This is a genomic window from Brevundimonas sp. (genome assembly GCF_031412435.1).
Classification (GTDB): Bacteria; Pseudomonadota; Alphaproteobacteria; order Caulobacterales; family Caulobacteraceae; genus Brevundimonas.
Genome location: NZ_JANODA010000086.1, coordinates 47,996 through 66,794, shown reverse-complemented (window position 1 = coordinate 66,794; position 18,799 = coordinate 47,996). Strand labels below are relative to the sequence as shown.

Sequence of the window (18,799 nt, the reverse complement as noted above, 5' to 3'; positions counted from 1 at the left end):
AAGATCGGGATTTCGCCCCGGTTCAGCCGCTCGATCTTGGAGGGATCCTTGTCGACGCAGACGACCGTGTGGCCGAAGTCGGCGAAACAGGCGCCGGACACCAGACCGACATAGCCGGTGCCAATCATCGTCACGCGCATCGAAATCTCCCCCGGCGACAGGTTGCCAGCTCTAACCCAGCAAATGGTGCAGTGCAAAATGTCATGGTCGCGACCGTCTCGATCCACATCCCGTTAAGCGTGTCCTCTTACCCGATCTTGAGCCTCGTCTGCGCAGGATCGGGCCATGACCGATACCTCGCCCTTCATTCTGCCCAAAGCAGCCGGAACCGAGCGTCGACAGCAGGTGCGCGCACCTTTTCGCAAGGCCAGGCGTGAGCGCGAGCGCGTTCGCCTGCTGGGTCAGACCGTCGATCTGGTCCGGCCCGAAGAGGTTCTGCACCACGTGGAGACCTGGGTCGAGGCGCGCCGCAAGGTGCTCATCGCCAATCACAATCTGAACAGCCTCGCCCTGTTGCAGAAGGAACCGCGGCTTCAGCGGTTCTATGAACGGGCCGATCTGGTCGAGGTCGACTCCACCCCCCTGATCCATTTCGCCAAGCTGCTGGGCCTGCACGGCAAGGCCTTTCACCGCTGCACCTATCTGGACTGGCGCGACCATTTCTGGAGCCTGGTGGACCGAAAGGGCTGGCGGGTCATGTATATCGGCGGCGCGCCGAAGGTCGTCGAACGGGCGCGCGGGCGGCTGGCTTCCGAATACCCCGGCGCGGACATCCGGGTGCGCGACGGCTTCTTCATCGCCACTCCGGGCTCGCGGGACAACACCGTCGTCGTGAACGAGGTGAAGGCCTTCGATCCGCACATCCTGTTCGTCGGCATGGGCATGCCGCGACAGGAACTTTGGATCCTCGACAATCTGGACGCCCTGCCCAACTGCGCCATCTTCTCGGTCGGCGCCGCCTTCGACTACGAGGCCGGAGAGCAGAAGGCCGCGCCGCGCTGGATGGGCCGGATGGGCCTCGAATGGCTGTTCCGTCTGGTCCACGATCCGAAGCGGCTGGCGCGCCGCTATCTGATCGAGCCGTGGAGCCTGAGCCACCTGATCGTGTCGGATCTCTGGACCGCGTTTCGCGCGAAACGGATTGGCCGCGCGGCCTAGACCTTGATCGGCTGAGGAGGAATCGCTTCGCGATACCGCTGATGCCGTGGATCTAGGTCCAGGCTCATGCTGGAGCCTCATCCGACCGGAAACCGCTCACATTTTTCCGGATCAGGCTTTAGCTCGCCAGGGCCGAAGTGGTGATCGCCACGCGGCCGGCGCGGCCCGTCGCCTGAAGCAGGACCCGTGTCTCGCTTTCGAGCCGGACTGCAGACAGCACATTGGTCGCATAGGCGCCGGTATCGACGCCGATCCGGCGAGCGTCGGAATGTACGGCCTCAATCGGGGTGTGGCCATGGACGACGACCTGCTCGAACCGGCCGGCGTGATCCAGGAAGGGCTGGCGGATCCACATCAGATCTTCGGGCGACTGTACCGCCAGGGCGACGCCGGGGCGGGCGCCGGCGTGGGCGAAGAAATAGTCGCCGATGGACACCCAGTTTTCCAGGCGGGCCAGCAGGTCGCGATGGGATTCCGGCAGGGCTTCGGCAAGCGCGCGGGAGGCGTCGGCCCAGGCCAGGGGGTCGCTGCGCATCGGCGGAGGATTGACGCCGTAGGATACCAGGGTGTCGCGGCCGCCGTAGTCGCACCACGATGGACCGACCTGCGGATCGTGCAGGAAGGCCTCCATCCGCTCCTCATGGTTGCCCCTGACCAGGTGAACTTCCAGCGCCGGGTCAGCGGCCAGGTTGACCAGCTGGTTCAGCACGCCTCGGGAATCCAGCCCGCGATCCACATAGTCACCGAGAAAGACCACGACCTTGCGCGAGGCCTCTGCGGCGTGGAGGTCGGCGCGGATGGCCTGGATCAGGCGGTCGGCCAGATCCGAACGGCCGTGGATATCGCCCACCGCCCAGATCACGCAGCCGGGCGGCGTGCGCGACGCCGGCCGGGCGGGCCGATTGGGAAACAGACGGGAGAGCATCGGATTCACATGCCCCCTCGTTCCCCCGCGTTCAAGCGGCCCGGGCTCAGTCGCGGATGAAGTGGGGCACGAAGCGCGAGACGTTGCGCGTAATCCGTCCCTCGTCCTCGCGCACCGACATGCCGGCCGGCTCCTCGCCGGCGACCCAGGAGCCGACGATGGCGTAGTGGCCGTCGAAGACCGGAGGCGCATGCACGGCCTGGAGAATGGCGCGGCCGTCGTAGCCGCCGTCCTTGCCCTCTTCCGTCCCGCCCGGCTCCACGATCGAGATATTGTCGCCCTCGCGAGAGAAAAGCGGCTTTCGCACGTGGGCCGATGACAGGGCCGAGGCCCTGGGGTCGTCCTCGAACCAGCTTTCCAGCAGGTTGGGGTGGCCGGCATGACGTTCCCACAAGAGCGGCAGGATGCCCTTGTTGGACAGGATCGATTTCCACGCCGGTTCCAGCACCGTGATGTCGGCATGGGGCAGCGGCTCGGCGTAGTCGTCGCGCAGCATCTGTTCCCACGGATAGAGTTTGAACATGGCCTGGATCAGCCAGTTCTGCTCGTCCACGAACCGCCCGTCGGCGTTCAGCCCGATGTCGCCGATGGCAACGAACTTCGGGTCGAGCCCGGCCTGTCTGGCGATATCCTCAAGGAAGCGGACGGTCTGGCGATCCTCGACGAAGTCCGGGTCGGACGAGAAATGCACGAACCCGCCCATCGGGAAGATTTCACGGAAGCGGGCGACTAGCTTCTCGTGCAGGCTGTTGAACTGGTCGGCGCCAGCCGGGATCGAACCGTCGGCGATCCGATCTTCCAGCCACAGCCACTGAAATACCGCGCTTTCGTAGATCGAGGTCGGGGTGTCGGCATTGTACTCGTAGAGCTTCGCCGGACCCTGGCCGTCATAGGCGAAGTCGAAGCGGCCGTAGAGAGAGGGATCGCCCCGCTTCCAGCTGTCGGCGACGTAGTCCCGAAGCTTTTCCGGGATGTCGAGCTGGGTCATCAGCCGTTCGGACTTCACCGCCTCGTCGACGAGGTCCAGGCACATCTGGTGCAGTTCGGCGGTCGGCGCCTCGATCCCCTCCTCCACCTCCTGAAGGGTCAGGGCATAGGCGACATCGTCGGACCAGTAGGGATCGCCCGACGTGTGGTGCCAGGTGAAGCCGAGGCTGTCGGCCTTGGCCTGCCAGTCGGGACGGTCGGGGAGAATGAGGCGTTGCATGGTGCTTCCTGTCTCCTCCCCGTTCGCTGCTTGGCGAATGGGGAGGTGGCGCGACGCGGCTTCGCGTCGTGACGGAGGGGGCGAGGTGACGGCTGGAGTGAGGGCTAGCTCGCGCGATGAGTTCGGTGTCGCCCCCTCCGTCTCCTTCGCTTCGCTACGGATCCACCTCCCCATTCGCCAGCGGCGAACGGGGAGGAGACTTCGATCAGGCCGGGTCTTTATCCGGCGTGGCCTGGCCAATGCGCGGCGTGACCACCGTCACATCCTGCTGGGTCAGGCGGGCCAGCACGTCGTCAGCCGATGAATGGCCGGGCAGAATCCCGGCCTCCTTGAGCTTGGCGTCGAGGTCGGCGCCGCTGCGCTTGTCCTCGAATTCCTGACCGACACGCAGGCGTTCTTCCTGCACCGCCTGACGCTGCTTGATACGTTGCAGGCTGTCAGCGGCCGAGCCGATGCGCGAATGGGCGCCGGCCGATTGCAGGGCGACCGAGGTCTGGGCGCGTTGCACAGACTCGTTGACCTTCACGATGTCGATCTCGCGACGCAGGGTCTCGATCTTCTGGTCGGTAGAGGCGATGGCGGTACGCAGGCGGGCTTCCGCCGCCTTCATGTTCTCGATGACCGGCTCCCGTTCGCTGATCTGCGACTCCAGCTCGGCGATCCGGCCGGCGACCTCACGGGCGAGGTCCGTCTTGCCCTGGCCGAGAGCGGCGCGGGTCGAACTTTCATACTTTCCGATCTGGTCCCGGAACGAGGTCATTTCGTTCTCGGCCATGCGGCGGCGGGCGACGAGACCGGCGAGGTCGTCACGGGCCTTGCCTTGCGCGGTATCGGCGTCGCGGATTTCCTGATCGAGGATCTTCAGGGCGTTCTGGTCGACGACGCCTTGCGCAGCGTCATGGGCGGTGCCGCGGAACAGGGCGGAGAGTTTGGCGAGCATGGACATGGGTCTGGTCTCCGGTTCAGGCGGCGAAGTTGTCGCGCAGGGACGTCGCGTCGATGGCGTTCTCGGCCAGGGTCCGCAGCTCGATCAGGATAGTCTGAAGCGTCGTCTTCGACGACAGCTCGCCCATCAGTTCATAGACGTCCTGATCCCCCACCGTGGTGATGGCGAAGTTCGACAGGGGCACGACGCGCTGGGCCTTGAGCAGGAACTCGTTGAAGCGGGCAGTGTCCGCCTGTTCCGACACGGGCCACAAGAGGACCGAACAGACGATCTGCGCGCCGCCGACCGACAGATAGATCGGCAGGTCGCCGTACTCGTGCATGGTCGCCAGCAGCACGGGGTCGGCCCCCTCGAGCACGCGCAGGGTCATTTCCCCCTCGCGAACCAGCGACGAGTCTTCCAGCGCAGCCTTTGCGGCGGGAACGGTCCAGGCGGTTTCGATGACGGCGTCCATGTGAGGATCGGCTCCGGTTGATGGTAGTGAGGTGGGGCGTGGGTGGCGGGGCGCAAGCGCAGGCCCCCGGGTCGAGTCGGTGATGATGGCGTGAACGGCGGCCCGGACATCGTAACGGCAGCCCTGGGGCACCCAGAACTCCAGCTTGATCATGCCGGCGTCACGACGAGCCTTGCGCCAGGCGCGAATGCGGTCGGTCCCTGCGTTTGGGCCCGGCACGGGCGGGGGAATGTCGACGGCGTCCATCATGTTGCATGTAACGCGTAACATGAACACTTGACCTGCGACAAGCGGGGTGCGAATTTCGTTCGTGGCCGCGAGCGATGCGGCGTAAAGACCGGACCATGTTCAAGCGTCTCTTCGGTGGACAGCCTGCTGCGGAACCCGTCAATCGACTGGCGGTCGTGCGCAACATCACCTTGGGCCGGACCGTGTCTCTGGACCCGCTGGCCTGGCGACGGCTGCAGCCCGAGACGGTCTTCAACCTGGATCGCGATGCGCTGGAGGTAACGGCTCAAGGCACGATCGCACTCGACAGCGGCCAGCATGTGCATCGCTTCTACACCGACGACCATGTGATGCTTCAGGCCATGAGCGACGATGCTACAGGCGCCGAGGCCTATGACTTTTCCCTGTTCATCCCCTGGACCAGCGCCTATCCGCCCGGTCCGCGAGAACGCCGCATCTGGACCGATCGGTTGAGCGAGCCGGTGTTCGACGGGACGCCCGAAGAACTCCCGTCCTATCCCCGCTACTGGTTCGCCGAGAGCGATGCGCGCCAGCCGCCCGTGACCCTGTGGGAATCGATCTGGGACGACCGCACGGCGACGGTCCCCTATGGCCGGATCTTCCAGACCTGCATGCTGTATGCGCGGGACCTGTCGGGCGGACGCGAACTGATGCTGGCGCTGGAGATGGAGCCCGAGAAGGCGCCCGGAAAATCCGCCGACATCAGCCACGAGATCATGGTCGGCATCCCCCTGGAAGTCGGCGAGTTCACGGCATGAGCCGCTCCGCAACGAAGGAATAGAGACACGATGGACTGGTTCGCATTCCAGACGGGGGCCACAGCCTTCGTCATCGCCTTCGCCGCGGCGGGGGTCTTCACCGTGGTGTTCAAGCTGATCTACCAGTGGGTCACGCCCTATCACGAGCGGACCCTGATCCGGGACGGCAATCCGGCGGCGGCGATCGCGCTCGGCGGCGCCTTGATCGGCTATGTCCTGCCGCTCGCATCGGCCCTGTCCCACACCGTCAGCCTGATGGAATTTGCGGCCTGGGCGACCCTGGCCGGGGTGATCCAGATCGGTGTCTTCGTGGTGATCAGCCGCCTGGCCTTCAAGAACCTGGCGACGCGGATCGAGGCAGGCGAGATCGCGGCCTCCATCTATCTGGCGTCAATTTCCATCTGCGTCGGCTTGCTGAACGCCGCCTGCATGACGACCTGAGGGCAAGATGAGCGACACCCCCTCCCCCGCCGAGACCACGACCATGCGCCGCCTGAAGCGGTCGCGGACGCTGCAGGTCACCAGCCTGATGGCGACAGCCTCCTTCTCGCTCGCCGCCTGTGGCGCGCCCCAGGTCGCGGTCCCGGAACCCGAACCGGCCCTGGCCTACACCTCGCTGGACGAGTGCAAGGCCGCCAACGACATATCGGACACCGAGTGCGACGCGGCCGAGGCCAACGCCCGCTCACAGGCCGAGACGACCGCGCCCCGCTATGCGACCCAGTCGGAATGCGAAGGCCAGTGGGGGCCGGACCAGTGCCGGCCGAACGGCTCGGGCGGATCGTTCTTCACTCCGCTGCTGACCGGCTTCGTCATCGGTCAGATGCTGAACGGCGGCGGCTATCGCGGCGGCGGCGGCCTGTATCGTGACCGTAACGGCAACTACCAGAACGGCTACGGCGGCGGATATCTCAGCCGCGATTATCGAACGGGTCGTCAGGTCGCCAACGGTCGCGACTACGGGACCGACGTTGCGCGCCAGGCTCCGTCGCGGGTGCAAAGCCGCACCACCGTCGTCTCGCGCGGCGGCTTCGGCGGCGGCGGACGGGGCTACGGGGGCTAGAGCATGATCCGCATCGGCGGAATCGCGTAGCGATTCCTCCGCAACGGATCAGGCTCCAGGGCCCCCGCTTCGCTCTAGTGCCCGCCGGAAACCGGGCCGGCGATGCCGTGGGTCTTGGCGCGTGCCGACAGGACGGCGAACCCGACCAGGATCAGGTAGCCGATCAGCGGCACATAGAAGACGGGGTTCAGGGTCGGCGAATGGTCGCCGATCAGTCCGCCGATCAGCGGCAGCACCGCCCCGCCGATGATGCCGAACACCAGCAGGCCTGACGTAGCCGGCACCGGCGCGCTCGAACGCTCCAGAGTCAGGGTGAAGATGGTGGGGAACATGATCGAGTTGAAGAAGCCGATCGCGATCGCCGCATAGGCCGCCGTGGTTCCCGAGGTCTGGGTGACGACAAGGCAGAGGACCGCCGCGATCACCGTGTTCACCGTCAGGATGACGCTGGCCTTGATCTTGGTCAGCAGAAGAAGGCCGCCCACCAGACGTCCGACCATGGCGCCCCCCCAGTAGTAGCTGACCATGCTGCCTGCAGCCGCCAGCGGGACGTTGAGAATCTCGGGGCTGTGCAGGAAGTTGGTCAGCAGGTCGCCGATGGTCACCTCGGAGCCGACGTAGAAGAAGATCGCCAGGGCGCCGAACACGGCCCAGCGCGACTTCAGCGCGACCAGCGGCGAGACGCGGTCGGCTGCGGTCGGGACCGGCGCGGCGTTGTTGATGGTCTTGCGCGCCGTAAAGATGAAGATGGCCACGACAGCGAAGAAGGCGCCGACCGCAAGGAAGGCGAAGTCGATGCTGCGCAGGGATTCAGCCCGTGTCGCCGGGTCGGTGATGATGGCGTCGGCGGCGAACACGCCTCCGGTCAGCAGGATCGGTGCGGCCAGCAGTGGGCCGAGCGTGGTGCCCAGGGAGTTGAAGAACTGAGAGAAGTTCAGCCGCGCGTGCGAGCTTTTCTGCGGCCCCAGGGCGGCGACCAGTGGGTTGGCTCCGACCTGCAGCAAGGTCACGCCCGAAGCGATGACGAACAATGCGATCAGCACGCCCGGATACCAGTCGACGATGGTAGCGATCGGCACGATCAGGCAACCGGCCACCATGGTCACCAGAGCCACGATGATGGCGCGGCTGTAGCCCAGCCGGCTGAGGATGGCTGCCGCCGGGATCGAGGCGATGCCGTAGGCGATGAACCAGGCGAACGTGGTCAGGGTCGCCTCGGCGTAGCTCAGTTCGAACACCCGCCGCACCGCCGCGATCAGCGGACCGATCAGGGAGGTCACAAACCCCCAGGCGAAGAACAGGGTCGTCACATAGGCGAAGGCGAGGTTCGTGCCTTTGGCGGGTGTGGTGGTGGTCTCGGTCATCCTGGCCTCGTTTCCTGTCGGACGTTGCCCGCCCGTAACCGCTTACATCCCATGCCTCACGCGGATCGGCCGCGCCGTCCAGCCCGATCTTTCGCGGCGTAACCAAAAGTGGCCGGTGGACGAGCGGTCACGGCGGTGTTCTGGTCCCACCCATGAACGCTCGCGACGCCGCCTCAGATCTTCAGGCTCCCGTTCCCTCCGCCCGCGAATGGTGGCGCGGGGCGGTCATCTATCAGGTCTATCCGCGCTCCTATGCCGACACGAACGGTGACGGCGTGGGCGACCTTCCCGGGATCACGGCGCATCTGGACCACATCGCCTCGCTGGGGGTGGATGCGATCTGGCTGTCGCCCTTCTTCACATCGCCGATGAAGGACTTCGGCTACGACGTCGCGGACTATGTGGGGGTCGATCCGATCTTTGGCACGATCGAGGACTTCGACCGGCTGATCGCGCGGGCGCATGCGCTGGGCCTGAAGATCATCATCGACCAGGTCTACGCCCACACCTCCGACGAACACGCCTGGTTCCAGGAGAGCCGCAGGGACCGGACCAATCCCAAGGCCGACTGGTACGTCTGGGCCGACGCGAAGCCGGAGGGCTCACCGCCTTCGAACTGGCAGTCGGTGTTCGGCGGCCCCGCCTGGACCTGGGATGCGCGCCGCGGCCAGTACTACATGCACAACTTCCTGAATTCGCAGCCGCAGCTGAACACGAGCAAGCCGGAGGTTCAGGACGCCCTCCTGGATGCGGCGCGCTTCTGGCTGGATCGCGGCGTGGACGGCTTCCGCTGCGACGCCCTCAACTTCTCGATGCATGACCCGGCCCTGACCGACAATCCGCCGGTCCACACGCCCGGCAAGCGGACCCGGCCGTTCGATTTCCAGCAGCACATCCATAACCAGTCCCAGCCGGAGATCCTCGACTTCCTGACCCGGCTGCGGGCCCTGATCGACAGCTACGACGGCGACCGGTTCATGGTGGCCGAGGTCGTGGGCGATCGGTCCGACGAAGAGATGAAGGCCTATACCGAAGGTTCCGACCGGCTGCAGTCGGCCTATGGCTTCCTCTACCTCTATGCCGACCGGCTGACGCCCGATCTGGTCCGACAGGGTCCGGCGCAGTGGCCGGGTGCGCCGGGCGAGGGCTGGCCGTCCTGGGCCTTCTCGAACCATGATGCGCCACGCGCCATGTCACGCTGGGCCGAAGGGCGGGACCCCAAGGCCTTCGCCGAGATGGCCCTGCTGCTGTTGATCTGCCTGCGCGGCAACGTCTTCGTCTATCAGGGCGAGGAATTGGGCCTGCCCCAGGCGGAGGTGCCTTTCGAGCGGCTGGTCGATCCCGAAGCCATCGCCAACTGGCCAGAAACCCTCGGCCGCGACGGGGCCCGTACGCCGATGCCGTGGACGGCGGACGCGCCCTTCGCCGGTTTCTCGACCGTCGAGCCCTGGCTGCCGGTCGATCCGAGGCACACGGCATTGGCGGTCGAAGTCCAGGAGGCCGACCCGGCTTCCACCCTGCACCTGGCTCGTCGGCTGATCGCCCTGAGACGCGCCCACCCGGCCTTGAGGCTCGGGTCGATGACCGTGCTGGAGACGGGCAATGACCTCCTCCTGTTCAGGCGCGAGACCGACGACGATGTCATCCTGTGCGCCTTCAACCTCGGGCACACGCCTGTCGCCTGGTCGATCCCCGCCGGCTGGCGGGTGCTGGACGGGGTCAATCGGGGCGACCTTCAGGCGCTGCTGTCCCCGATGGCGGGCGTGATCCTGACGCGCGGTTGATCGACATCGCGAAATGAAAAAGGCGCGCCCCGGGGGCGCGCCTTCTCCGACCTGCGGACGGACCTCAAGGCCCTAGAACAGCACCTTCAACGTGCCCACGATGCGATCGTCGGACAGGGGGCCGTCGACGTCGGTGTCGTGGTAGCGGACATCCGCGACGAGGTTGTCGGTGAAAGCCCAGGCCACGCCCGCGTTCCACGTCGTGTAGTCCGCGTTGATGTCCAGCACCTGCTTGCCGACAGCGCCCGACACCGTCCAGCCCGGAGCCGGCGAGAAGGCGGCATTCGCCTCGGTGTAGAAGGCTTCTCCATCCGCGCCGAAGAAGTCGGGCGAATAATAGAGGACGACACCCGCAGTGACGGGACCGATCGCGCGCGACGCGGCCGCTTTCAGTTCGACGTAGCCGTAGTCGGCCGACGAGGGTTCGTTCACGTAGCCGTAGCCGACGACGCCGAAGTCGAGGGCAAAGCCGCCGGCCTCTGTGCGGAAACCGCCGTACACGTCGATCTCGGCGTCGGTGTCGTCGCCGAAATCGACGTTCGAGGCCCAGGCGCCCGCGTACCAGCTGCCGGAGGTCAGATCGACGCCGGCTTGCAGAGCGGGATCTTCGTCGGTCTGGCTGTACCCGCGGAAGACATAGTCGCTGGTGACGGCCGCGTTGAAGGCGATGTCCACGTCCTGGGCGGAAGCGGAGCCGGCGGCGAAGGTGGCGAGCGCGGCGACGAGCGCGGCGCAGGAAACTTGCAGTCTCATTCTTTTATCCCCGTATGTTTTTGATTGATCGTCGAGTTACCGCCGGGCGCAAGGAGAGTCGCGCCCGGCGTCGTCTTGCTCAGTGTTCCAGGGCTTCGCCGTGGAGGGTAGTGTCGAGGCCTTCGGCTTCCTGGGCATCGGTGACGCGCAGGCCCGTGGTGAACTTGCAGATCACCAGGATGACGAAGGTCACCACGGCGCTCCAGGCGATCGTCCAGGCCAGGCCCAGGGCCTGGGTCGGGATGTTGGCGCCGTCCGAAAGGCCGTTGACCGCCGTGGTCGCGAACACGCCGGTCAGAAGGGCGCCCAGCACGCCGCCCGCGCCATGGATGCCGAAGGCGTCCAGCGAGTCGTCGTAGCGGAGCAGCTTCTTGAGCCACACCGAGGAGGCGTAGCAGACCGGACCGGCGATCAGGCCGATGATGACCGCGCCCTTGGGATCCACGAAGCCTGCGGCCGGAGTGATCGCGACCAGGCCGGCGACCAGGCCGGACAGAATACCGATCAGCGAAGGCTTACGCTTCTCGATCACCTCGACGATTTTCCACGTCAGGGCGGCGGCGAAGGCGGCGACGATCGTGTTCAGCAGGGCCACCGCAGCGATGCCGTCCGCCGCCCAGGCCGAACCGGCGTTGAAGCCGATCCAGCCGACCAGCAGGAGCGAGGCGCCGATCATGGTCAGGACGGGGTTGTGGGCGTTCATGGCATCGACGCCGTAGCCCTTACGCGGCCCAAGGAACAATGCGCAGACCAGTCCGGCCACGCCGGAGTTGACGTGAACCACCGCGCCGCCGGCGAAGTCCAGCACGCCGGCCGAACCCAGGAAGCCGCCGCCCCAGACCCAGTGGGCGACAGGCGCGTAGACGAAGATCGACCAGAGCACCGTGAACAGCAGCAGGCCCGAGTACTTCAGACGCTCGGCGAAAGCGCCGGTGACCAGGGCGGGCGTGATGATGGCGAAGGTCAGTTGATAGGCGATCCACAGATACTCGGGCAGGCCCGGAGCCAGGCTGTGGGCCGTGGTCATGGTGACGCCGTTCAGGAAGGCGGCCTGGGTCGACCCGATCACCGACTGCACAGAGTCGCCGTCAAAACCGAACATCGGCTGGCCCACGCCGAAGGCGAGGCTGTAGCCGATGGCGAACCAGCACAGTGTGGAGACGGCGGCGACGCCGACCGACTGGGTGATGGTGGCGATGACGTTTTTCTTGCGCACCATGCCGCCGTAAAACAGCGCCAGGCCCGGCATGGTCATCAACAGCACGAGGGCCGTGGAGGTCAGGATCCAGGAAGTGGACGCCTCGTTGATCTCGAGCGGCGCCTGGTGCGCCAGGAGCGGCGCGGCGGGAGCGGCCTCCTCGACCGCTTCGACCACCTCGGCAGCGGCGGTTTCGACTGCGGCGGCGGCGTCCGCGACCGGCGTCGCCGGAGCAGCGGCCTCGGTGATCGGCGCCGGTGTGGCGGCCTCCTGGGCGAACGCTCCGCCCGCGTAGAAGAGTCCGATGGTCAGAAGACAGAGGGCAAGAATGCCCGGTAGCCGATTAAAGAACTGCGACATGGATGCATCCCCCTGTGTGATCTCGCAGTTGCGAACTGTTTACCGCAAAGGCGAGAGACGCAAGGGGTTGAGCCGTATCCGGCGCAATTTTCGTGTCCGTGTCGTGGGTTACACACCAACTATGGGCAAGAAATAACCTTCACTATAGCTGCGGCGCACAATCGTTTCACGCGTTGCAGGTGTGACGAAAAGGTTAACCCCAGTGCATCTGGACCCGGTGCGCGGCCGCCCAGTGGATGGCTCGGATGGCGTCGATGATCGCTTCCGCCGCCGCGCGTGTCCCCAACTCCCCACCCAGATCGGCGGTTGTGGCGCCGGCGGCGAGTACAGCGGCCACCGCCGCCTCGATCGATGAGGCCTCGTCATCGAGGTTCAGACTGTGACGCAGCATCATCGCGGCCGACAGGATGGTCCCCACCGGGTTGGCCAGGTCCTGTCCCGCGATGTCGGGGGCCGAGCCGTGGATCGGCTCGAACAGGCCCGGTCCCGATTCGCCGAGCGACGCCGACGGCAGCAGGCCGATCGATCCGCCCAGTACGGAGATCTCGTCCGACAGAATGTCGCCGAACATGTTCTCGGTCAGGATGACGTCGTACTCGCGCGGCTTGCGGATCAGGTGCATGGCCATGGAGTCGACCAGTGCGTGCTCCAGCTGGACCTGCGGGAATTCTTCGGCGTGGATGCGGGTCACGACCTCGCGCCACAGCCTTGAGGTCTCCATGACGTTGGCCTTGTCGACCGAGGTCACCTTTCCGCGTCTCTGCAGGGCGGTCTTGAAGGCGGCGCGGGCGACGCGCTCGATCTCGGGCACCGTATAGATGCACAGGTCCGACGCCATGGTGTCGGTGCGGGTTTTCTCGCCGAAATAGACCCCGCCGGTCAGCTCGCGGAAGACGATCAAGTCAACGCCCTCGACGATCTCCTTCTTCAGCGGCGAGCGGTGCGCCAGAACCGGTGAGACCTGCAGCGGACGCAGGTTGGCGAACAGGCCCATCGCCTTGCGGATGCCCAGCAGCCCCTCTTCCGGACGACGTTTGCCGCCGTCCCACTTTGGCCCGCCCACCGCACCCAGCAGCACGCCGTCGGCCGCCAGACAGGCGGCCGTCGTCTCGGGCGGCAGGGGGTCGCCGGTCGCGTCGATGCCGGCCCCGCCGATCAAATGCTCGGCGAATTCGAACTTGTGGCCATAGAAGTCGGCGATGACGCGCAGCACATCCTTCGCCGCCGAGATGACCTCCGGTCCCACGCCGTCACCGGGCAACAGGACGATGTTGTAGGTCTGGGTGTTCGGCATCACGCGGGCTCCGGGGCCAGGGCTTGTTCAGACTGGGTACGTTCGTAGGCTTCGATGTCAGGCATGTGTTTCTGGAGCCAGCCCAGGGTGTCGACGCCATCGAGCAGACACTGGCGCGCAAACGGCTCGACGGCAAAGGCGACCGGCGCATGGTTGCCGCGACGGACTTCGCCGGCCTCCAGGTCGATGGTCACGACCTGCTCCGGATTGGCGACCAGATCCTCCCACGTCGCCTGATCGACCACGACGGGCAGGAAGCCGTTCTTCAGGGCGTTGGAGGTGAAGATGTCGGCGATCGAGGTCGAGATCACGGCCCGGAAGCCGTAGTCGTACAGCGCCCAGGGCGCGTGTTCGCGCGAGGATCCGCAGCCGAAATTGTCGCCGGCCACGAGGATGCGATGCTCGGCCGGATCGATCCGGTTCAGCACGGCCTCCGGCCGCGCCGAGCCGTCGGCCTCATAGCGCCAGTCGTAGAAGGCCTTCTGACCCAAACCGGTCGTCTCGGTCGTGGTCAGGAAGCGTGCCGGAATGATCTGGTCGGTGTCGATATTGGCCTGGGTCAGAACCAGGGTCCGCGATGTCAGAACCTTCAGGGGCTCAGGCATTGTAGCCCCCTACCGTCTCGCGCGCGGCGCTCGACTGCTTGAGGGAGGCCGCCTCCGACAGATAGACGCGCGGATCGGTGAGGACTCCGGCGATGGCCGAGGCCGCCGCCGTCGCCGGGCTGGCCAGGATGGTGCGGGCGCCCTTGCCTTGCCGGCCCTCGAAATTGCGGTTCGAGGTCGAGACGGCCAGCTGGCCCGGCGCGACGAAGTCCCCGTTCATGGCGATACACATCGAACAGCCCGGGATCCGCCACTCCGCCCCGGCCTCGGTGAAGACGTGGTGCAGGCCTTCGGCTTCCGCGTCGCGACGCACCGCCTCTGACCCCGGCACGACCAGCATGCGAACGCCAGCCTTGACCCTGCGCCCGCGCAGCACATCGGCGGCGGCGCGCAGGTCGGGCAGGCGCCCGTTGGTGCAGGAGCCGATGAAGACCACGTCAACGGCCTGGGTCGTCGTCGTCTCCCCAGCCTCAAAACCCATATAGGCCAGGGCCTTCCGGTCGCTGTCCGACTTCGGCTCCGGCACGCGTGACCCGATCGGCGAACCGGCGTCCGGCGTCGTGCCCCAGGTCGCCATCGGGCGGATGGCGCCGCCGTCGATCACGATCTCGGCGTCGAAGACAGCGCCCGGATCCGTCGCCAGCGTCAGCCACTCGGCGGCCTTCGCCTCATAGGCCTCGCCCTGCGGCACGTGCTTACGGCCGCGCAACCAGTCGATGGCCACGGCGTCCGGCGCGATCATCCCCGCCCGCGCTCCGGCCTCGATCGACATGTTGCAGAGGGTCATCCGCCCTTCCATGTCGAGCGACCGCACGGCCTCGCCCGCGTATTCGATGACAAATCCGGTGCCGCCGCCGAAGCCCAGTTCGGCGATGACGGACAGGGCCACGTCCTTGCCCGACACGCCCGGCGTCAGGGCGCCGGTGACGGTCACCCGCATGGCTTTCGACTTGCGCTGCAGCAGGCACTGGGTCGCCAGGACGTGAGCGACCTCCGACGTGCCAATTCCGAAGGCGAGGGCTCCAAAGGCGCCGTGGGTCGCCGTATGGCTGTCGCCGCAGACGACGGTCATGCCCGGCTGGGTCAGGCCCAGTTCCGGACCCATGACATGGACCACGCCGCGATCCGCAGAGTCCCACCCGGCCAGGTCAATTCCATGCCGCTCGCAGTTGGCCTCCAGCCGATGCACCTGGGCCTCGGCCTCGGCGGTGACATAGGGCTTCAGGCCGTTCAGCCCGGCCGGCAGGGTCGGGGTCGAATGGTCGAGGGTCGCGAATGTCTTGTCGGGGCGTCGGACCTTCAGCCCCCTCGCCTCGATCTCGGTGAAGGCCTGGGGGCTGGTGACCTCGTGGACCAGATGCAGGTCGATATAGAGAACGCCCGGGGTCTCGGCCGTCTCCGGCGTTACGACGTGGGCATCCCAGACCTTGTCGAACAGGGTCCGTGGCACGCGGGTGTCAGGCGGCGACATGCGCGTCCCTTTGCGTCGCCGTGCAGATGGCGATCAGCTCTGCGTCGTCGATCTCGCCGATCTCGTCGGCCCGCGTCTTGAAGGCGGCGAAGGCCTCGTTCAGGTGCTCGCCGACCAGCGGGTAGCCCAGGACCTCGGCCCGCTTCTGAACTGCCGTCCGGCCCGAATGCTTGCCCAGGACGAAGAAGCTGCCCGAGAAGCCGACGTCCTCGGGACGCATGATCTCATAGGTGCGGGCGTCGGCGTACATGCCGTGCTGGTGGATGCCGGCCTCGTGGGCGAAGGCGTTGATGCCGACGATGGCCTTGTTGCGCACGATCGGCGAGTGGGTGACCTCGCTCAGCATGCGGCTGGTCTCCAGCAACTTCGTCGTGTCGATGCCGGTGGTGACGCCATAGCGTTCGGCCCGGACCCGCAGGGCCATGACAACCTCTTCCAGCGCCGCGTTGCCGGCGCGTTCGCCGATGCCGTTGATGGTCGACTCGACCTGCCGCACCCCCGCCTCGACCGCCGACAGGCTGTTGGCGACGGCCAGGCCCAGGTCGTTATGGCAGTGGGTGGAGAAGATCACATTCGGGAAGCTCGGGCGGATCCTGGCGATCAGGAACCGGTACAGACTGGCGATCTCGTCCGGCGTCGCATAGCCGACCGTGTCGGGCACATTCAGGGTCGAGGCCCCGGCGCCCGCCGCAGCCTCGAGCACCTCGGCCAGGAACTGGGGCTCTGTGCGGATCGCGTCCTCGGCCGAAAACTCCACGTCGTGGAAATGGGTGCGGGCGTATTCAACCGAGCGCACCGCCTGGGCCAGCACCTGATCCGGCGTCATCTTCAGCTTGGCTGCGCGGTGGATCGGGCTGGTGCCTATGAAGACGTGGCAGCGACGACGCTTCGTCCCGCGCAGGGCGCGATACGAGGCGTCGATGTCGTTCTCGTTCGACCGCGACAGGGAGCAGAAAACCGGACCGCTGTCGTCCTCGGCCAGCTCGCCGACGACCGCCCGGATGCAGTCCTCGTCGCCCGGCGAGGCGGCGGCGAAGCCGGCTTCCATGACGTCGACGCCCAGGGCCTTCAGGCTGCGACCCATGCGGACCTTGTCGTCGGGCGACATGGAGAAGCCCGGCGCCTGTTCACCGTCGCGCATTGTGGTGTCGAAGACGATGACCCGGTTCGGGTCGGTGCTTACTCGATCGATGATGGAGCCGGTCATGCTGCGGCGACGCTCTGACAGGCGAAGGTCGACGGCGCGTATCCGACGCGAGTCGCGCCGATCAGCTTGTCGATCTGGCGGCCCAGGTTCTCGGTGCAGCGCCCATCGTCACGCCCGCGGACCTGCAGCTGGACGCGGCGCATCGCGCCCTCGTCCGACAGGCTCATGCCGTCGATATGGAAGCCGCGACGCTCCACGAGACCGATGAGACGCTGAAGCGAGCCGTCGGCCCGATCGATCTGGATCTGGATGGTGTCGGTCATCACATGTCTCCTTCAAAGCGCGTGTCGTGCATCATTTCGGCGTTGTTCTTGCCCGGCGGCACCAGAGGCCAGACGTTCTCTTTGGGGTCGATCAGGACGTGCATCAGGCACGGACCGGGCGCTGCCAGCAGGCGGGCGATGCCGTCCGTGACCTGATCCCGGCGGTCGATCATGAAGGCTTCGATGCCGAAAGCCTGGGCCACGGCGACGAAGTCGGGATTGTCCGACAGGTCGACCTCGGAATAGTTCTCGGCGAAGAACAGCTCCTGCCACTGGCGCACAAGGCCCAGGCTGGAGTTGTCGAGCAGAACGATCTTCAGGGCGACGCCGTAGCGGCGCAGGGTCGCCAGCTCCTGGATGTTCATCATGAAGCTGCCGTCGCCCGAGATGGTGACGACATGGGCCTCGGGTTTGGCCAGCTTGGCCCCCAGACCGGCGGGCAGGCCGTAGCCCATCGCGCCCAGTCCGCCCGAGGTCAGGTGACTCTCGGGACGCGCGAACTCGCAGTGCTGGGCCACCCACATCTGGTGCTGGCCGACGTCGCAGGCGGCGACGAAGGTGTCTCCGGCGGTCTTCGACAGCTCGTTCAGCAGGGCCGGGGCATAGACCCCCTCGCCCGGCGCGTCATAGCGGAAGGCGGTGCGTTTTGCGTTCGAGGTCGAACGGATGATCCACGGATCGATCGTCAGGGACGTGCCCGCCATCCGGGCCGTCAGCGCCTCGATGCCGGCCTTCAGGTCGCCGACGACGGGGACGTGAGCGTTCCGCAGCTTGTTGATCTCGGCCGGGTCGATGTCGAAATGGACGACTTTCGCATGGGGGGCGAACTCGTTCAGCTTGCCGGTCGCACGGTCGTCGAACCGGGCGCCGAAGACGATCAGCAGATCTGACTCCTGAACCGCTTCGTTGGCGGCGCGGGTGCCGTGCATGCCCAGCATGCCCAGGAAGCCCGGCGCATCCGTGCGGATCGACCCCAGGGCGTTCAGGGTGGAGACCGAGGGGATGCCCGTGCGCTCGGCGAAGTCGCGCAGGGCCTCGACGGCGCCCGCGATCTTCACCCCGCCGCCGATGTAGATCAGCGGGCGTTCGGCGGCGCGGATCAGGGTCTCCGCCTCGGCGATCGCGGCGTGGTCCAGCGGCGTGACCTCGTTCGGGTAGTGGAAGCCGAAATCGTCCGAGGTCGTGCCGACCTGAACATCCTTGGGCAGGTCGACCAGGACCGGACCAGGCCGGCCCGAGCGGGCGACGTGGAACGCCTCCTCGATGACGGCGGGGACGTCGGCCGGATCACGGACGACCCAGGAGTGTTTCACCAGCGGCAGGGTGACGCCCAGGATGTCGATCTCCTGGAAGGCGTCGGTCCCCATCAGGTGGGTGGCGACGTTTCCGGTGATGCAGACCATCGGCACCGAATCCATCATCGCATTGGCGATGCCGGTGATCAGGTTGGTCGCCCCCGGACCCGAGGTGGCCATACAGACCCCGACCTTGCCCGTCGCCCGGGCATAGGCGTCGGCCGCGAAGGCCGCGCCCTGCTCGTGGCGAACCAGGATGTGCTTCACGCCGGCGCCGGTCAGGGCGTCATAGACCGGCATGATCGCCCCGCCCGGGTAGCCGAACACCACCTCGACACCCAACCGGTCCAGGGTCTGGACGAGCAGCTGCGCCCCGCTCCGGGGAGCGGTTGCGGCTTTGGCGCTGATGGCGGTGGCGACGGCTGACATTGCGGTTCTGACGCTA

18 protein-coding genes and 1 pseudogene are annotated in these 18,799 nt (G+C 66.6%); 5 read left to right on the top strand and 14 right to left on the bottom strand.

Annotation, left to right across the window (positions count from 1 at the left end):
• Positions 1-140: pseudogene (locus RMO01_RS17280) on the bottom strand (UDP-glucose 6-dehydrogenase); the annotation flags it as partial.
• 145 nt (positions 141-285) lie between these two features.
• Here RMO01_RS17280 and RMO01_RS17275 point away from each other — a divergent pair.
• Complete coding sequence (locus RMO01_RS17275) at positions 286-1,158, top strand: WecB/TagA/CpsF family glycosyltransferase (protein WP_309630305.1); 873 nt, start codon at positions 286-288, stop codon at positions 1,156-1,158.
• A 118-nt stretch (positions 1,159-1,276) separates the two neighbouring features.
• Here RMO01_RS17275 and RMO01_RS17270 read toward each other — a convergent pair whose 3' ends face one another.
• The 4 genes from RMO01_RS17270 to RMO01_RS17255 all read right to left on the bottom strand — a co-directional run bounded on the left by RMO01_RS17270 (position 1,277) and on the right by RMO01_RS17255 (position 4,960).
• Positions 1,277-2,083 (bottom strand): metallophosphoesterase family protein, encoded by an 807-nt coding sequence (locus RMO01_RS17270; RefSeq protein ID WP_309630304.1) that lies wholly within the window; start codon positions 2,081-2,083, stop codon positions 1,277-1,279.
• A 46-nt stretch (positions 2,084-2,129) separates the two neighbouring features.
• Positions 2,130-3,290: a glutathionylspermidine synthase family protein gene (locus RMO01_RS17265; RefSeq protein ID WP_309630303.1), complete on the bottom strand. Its 1,161-nt coding sequence runs from the start codon at positions 3,288-3,290 to the stop codon at positions 2,130-2,132.
• Between the two features lie 205 nt (positions 3,291-3,495).
• Positions 3,496-4,236, bottom strand: coding sequence for a PspA/IM30 family protein (locus tag RMO01_RS17260; RefSeq protein ID WP_309630302.1), 741 nt, complete (start codon positions 4,234-4,236; stop codon positions 3,496-3,498).
• Positions 4,237-4,252: 16 nt separating this feature from the next.
• Positions 4,253-4,960, bottom strand: coding sequence for a YjfI family protein (locus tag RMO01_RS17255; RefSeq protein ID WP_309630301.1), 708 nt, complete (start codon positions 4,958-4,960; stop codon positions 4,253-4,255).
• Between the two features lie 74 nt (positions 4,961-5,034).
• Between RMO01_RS17255 and RMO01_RS17250 the strand changes: the two genes are divergently transcribed.
• Genes RMO01_RS17250 through RMO01_RS17240 form a run of 3 tightly spaced genes read left to right on the top strand, consistent with a single transcriptional unit; the run spans position 5,035 to position 6,760 of the window.
• Entirely contained in the window at positions 5,035-5,697 is a 663-nt protein-coding gene (locus RMO01_RS17250; RefSeq protein ID WP_309630300.1) for a YjfK family protein, read from the top strand.
• A gap of 30 nt (positions 5,698-5,727) precedes the next feature.
• Positions 5,728-6,138 (top strand): DUF350 domain-containing protein, encoded by a 411-nt coding sequence (locus tag RMO01_RS17245; RefSeq protein ID WP_309630299.1) that lies wholly within the window; start codon positions 5,728-5,730, stop codon positions 6,136-6,138.
• A 7-nt stretch (positions 6,139-6,145) separates the two neighbouring features.
• A complete protein-coding gene (locus RMO01_RS17240) occupies positions 6,146-6,760 on the top strand; it encodes a DUF1190 domain-containing protein (protein WP_309630298.1) in 615 nt (204 codons plus the stop codon).
• A 74-nt stretch (positions 6,761-6,834) separates the two neighbouring features.
• On the opposite strand, the gene gluP is transcribed toward RMO01_RS17240, so the two are convergent.
• Positions 6,835-8,124 (bottom strand): glucose/galactose MFS transporter, encoded by a 1,290-nt coding sequence (gluP, locus tag RMO01_RS17235; RefSeq protein WP_309630297.1) that lies wholly within the window; start codon positions 8,122-8,124, stop codon positions 6,835-6,837.
• Between the two features lie 152 nt (positions 8,125-8,276).
• On the opposite strand from gluP, the gene RMO01_RS17230 reads away from it, so the two are divergent.
• Complete coding sequence (locus RMO01_RS17230; RefSeq protein WP_309630296.1) at positions 8,277-9,908, top strand: alpha-amylase family glycosyl hydrolase; 1,632 nt, start codon at positions 8,277-8,279, stop codon at positions 9,906-9,908.
• Positions 9,909-9,980: 72 nt separating this feature from the next.
• On the opposite strand, the gene RMO01_RS17225 is transcribed toward RMO01_RS17230, so the two are convergent.
• The 8 genes from RMO01_RS17225 to ilvG all read right to left on the bottom strand — a co-directional run bounded on the left by RMO01_RS17225 (position 9,981) and on the right by ilvG (position 18,783).
• Positions 9,981-10,661: a TorF family putative porin gene (locus RMO01_RS17225; protein ID WP_309630295.1), complete on the bottom strand. Its 681-nt coding sequence runs from the start codon at positions 10,659-10,661 to the stop codon at positions 9,981-9,983.
• Positions 10,662-10,740: 79 nt separating this feature from the next.
• Positions 10,741-12,219, bottom strand: coding sequence for an ammonium transporter (locus tag RMO01_RS17220; RefSeq protein ID WP_309630294.1), 1,479 nt, complete (start codon positions 12,217-12,219; stop codon positions 10,741-10,743).
• A 193-nt stretch (positions 12,220-12,412) separates the two neighbouring features.
• Complete coding sequence (gene leuB / locus RMO01_RS17215; protein WP_309630293.1) at positions 12,413-13,513, bottom strand: 3-isopropylmalate dehydrogenase; 1,101 nt, start codon at positions 13,511-13,513, stop codon at positions 12,413-12,415.
• Positions 13,513-14,118, bottom strand: coding sequence for a 3-isopropylmalate dehydratase small subunit (leuD, locus tag RMO01_RS17210; RefSeq protein ID WP_309630292.1), 606 nt, complete (start codon positions 14,116-14,118; stop codon positions 13,513-13,515). Before leuD ends, leuB begins: the two co-directional genes overlap by 1 nt.
• Positions 14,111-15,589, bottom strand: coding sequence for a 3-isopropylmalate dehydratase large subunit (gene leuC, locus RMO01_RS17205; protein ID WP_309630291.1), 1,479 nt, complete (start codon positions 15,587-15,589; stop codon positions 14,111-14,113). Before leuC ends, leuD begins: the two co-directional genes overlap by 8 nt.
• The gene (locus tag RMO01_RS17200; protein ID WP_309630290.1) at positions 15,576-16,796 is read right to left on the bottom strand and encodes a 2-isopropylmalate synthase; all 1,221 of its coding nucleotides are present in this window, start codon (positions 16,794-16,796) and stop codon (positions 15,576-15,578) included. Before RMO01_RS17200 ends, leuC begins: the two co-directional genes overlap by 14 nt.
• Complete coding sequence (locus RMO01_RS17195) at positions 16,793-17,059, bottom strand: ACT domain-containing protein (protein ID WP_309630289.1); 267 nt, start codon at positions 17,057-17,059, stop codon at positions 16,793-16,795. Before RMO01_RS17195 ends, RMO01_RS17200 begins: the two co-directional genes overlap by 4 nt.
• Positions 17,059-18,783: an acetolactate synthase 2 catalytic subunit gene (gene ilvG / locus RMO01_RS17190; RefSeq protein WP_309630288.1), complete on the bottom strand. Its 1,725-nt coding sequence runs from the start codon at positions 18,781-18,783 to the stop codon at positions 17,059-17,061. The genes RMO01_RS17195 and ilvG overlap by 1 nt, the downstream gene beginning before the upstream one ends.
• Positions 18,784-18,799 lie beyond the last annotated feature (16 nt).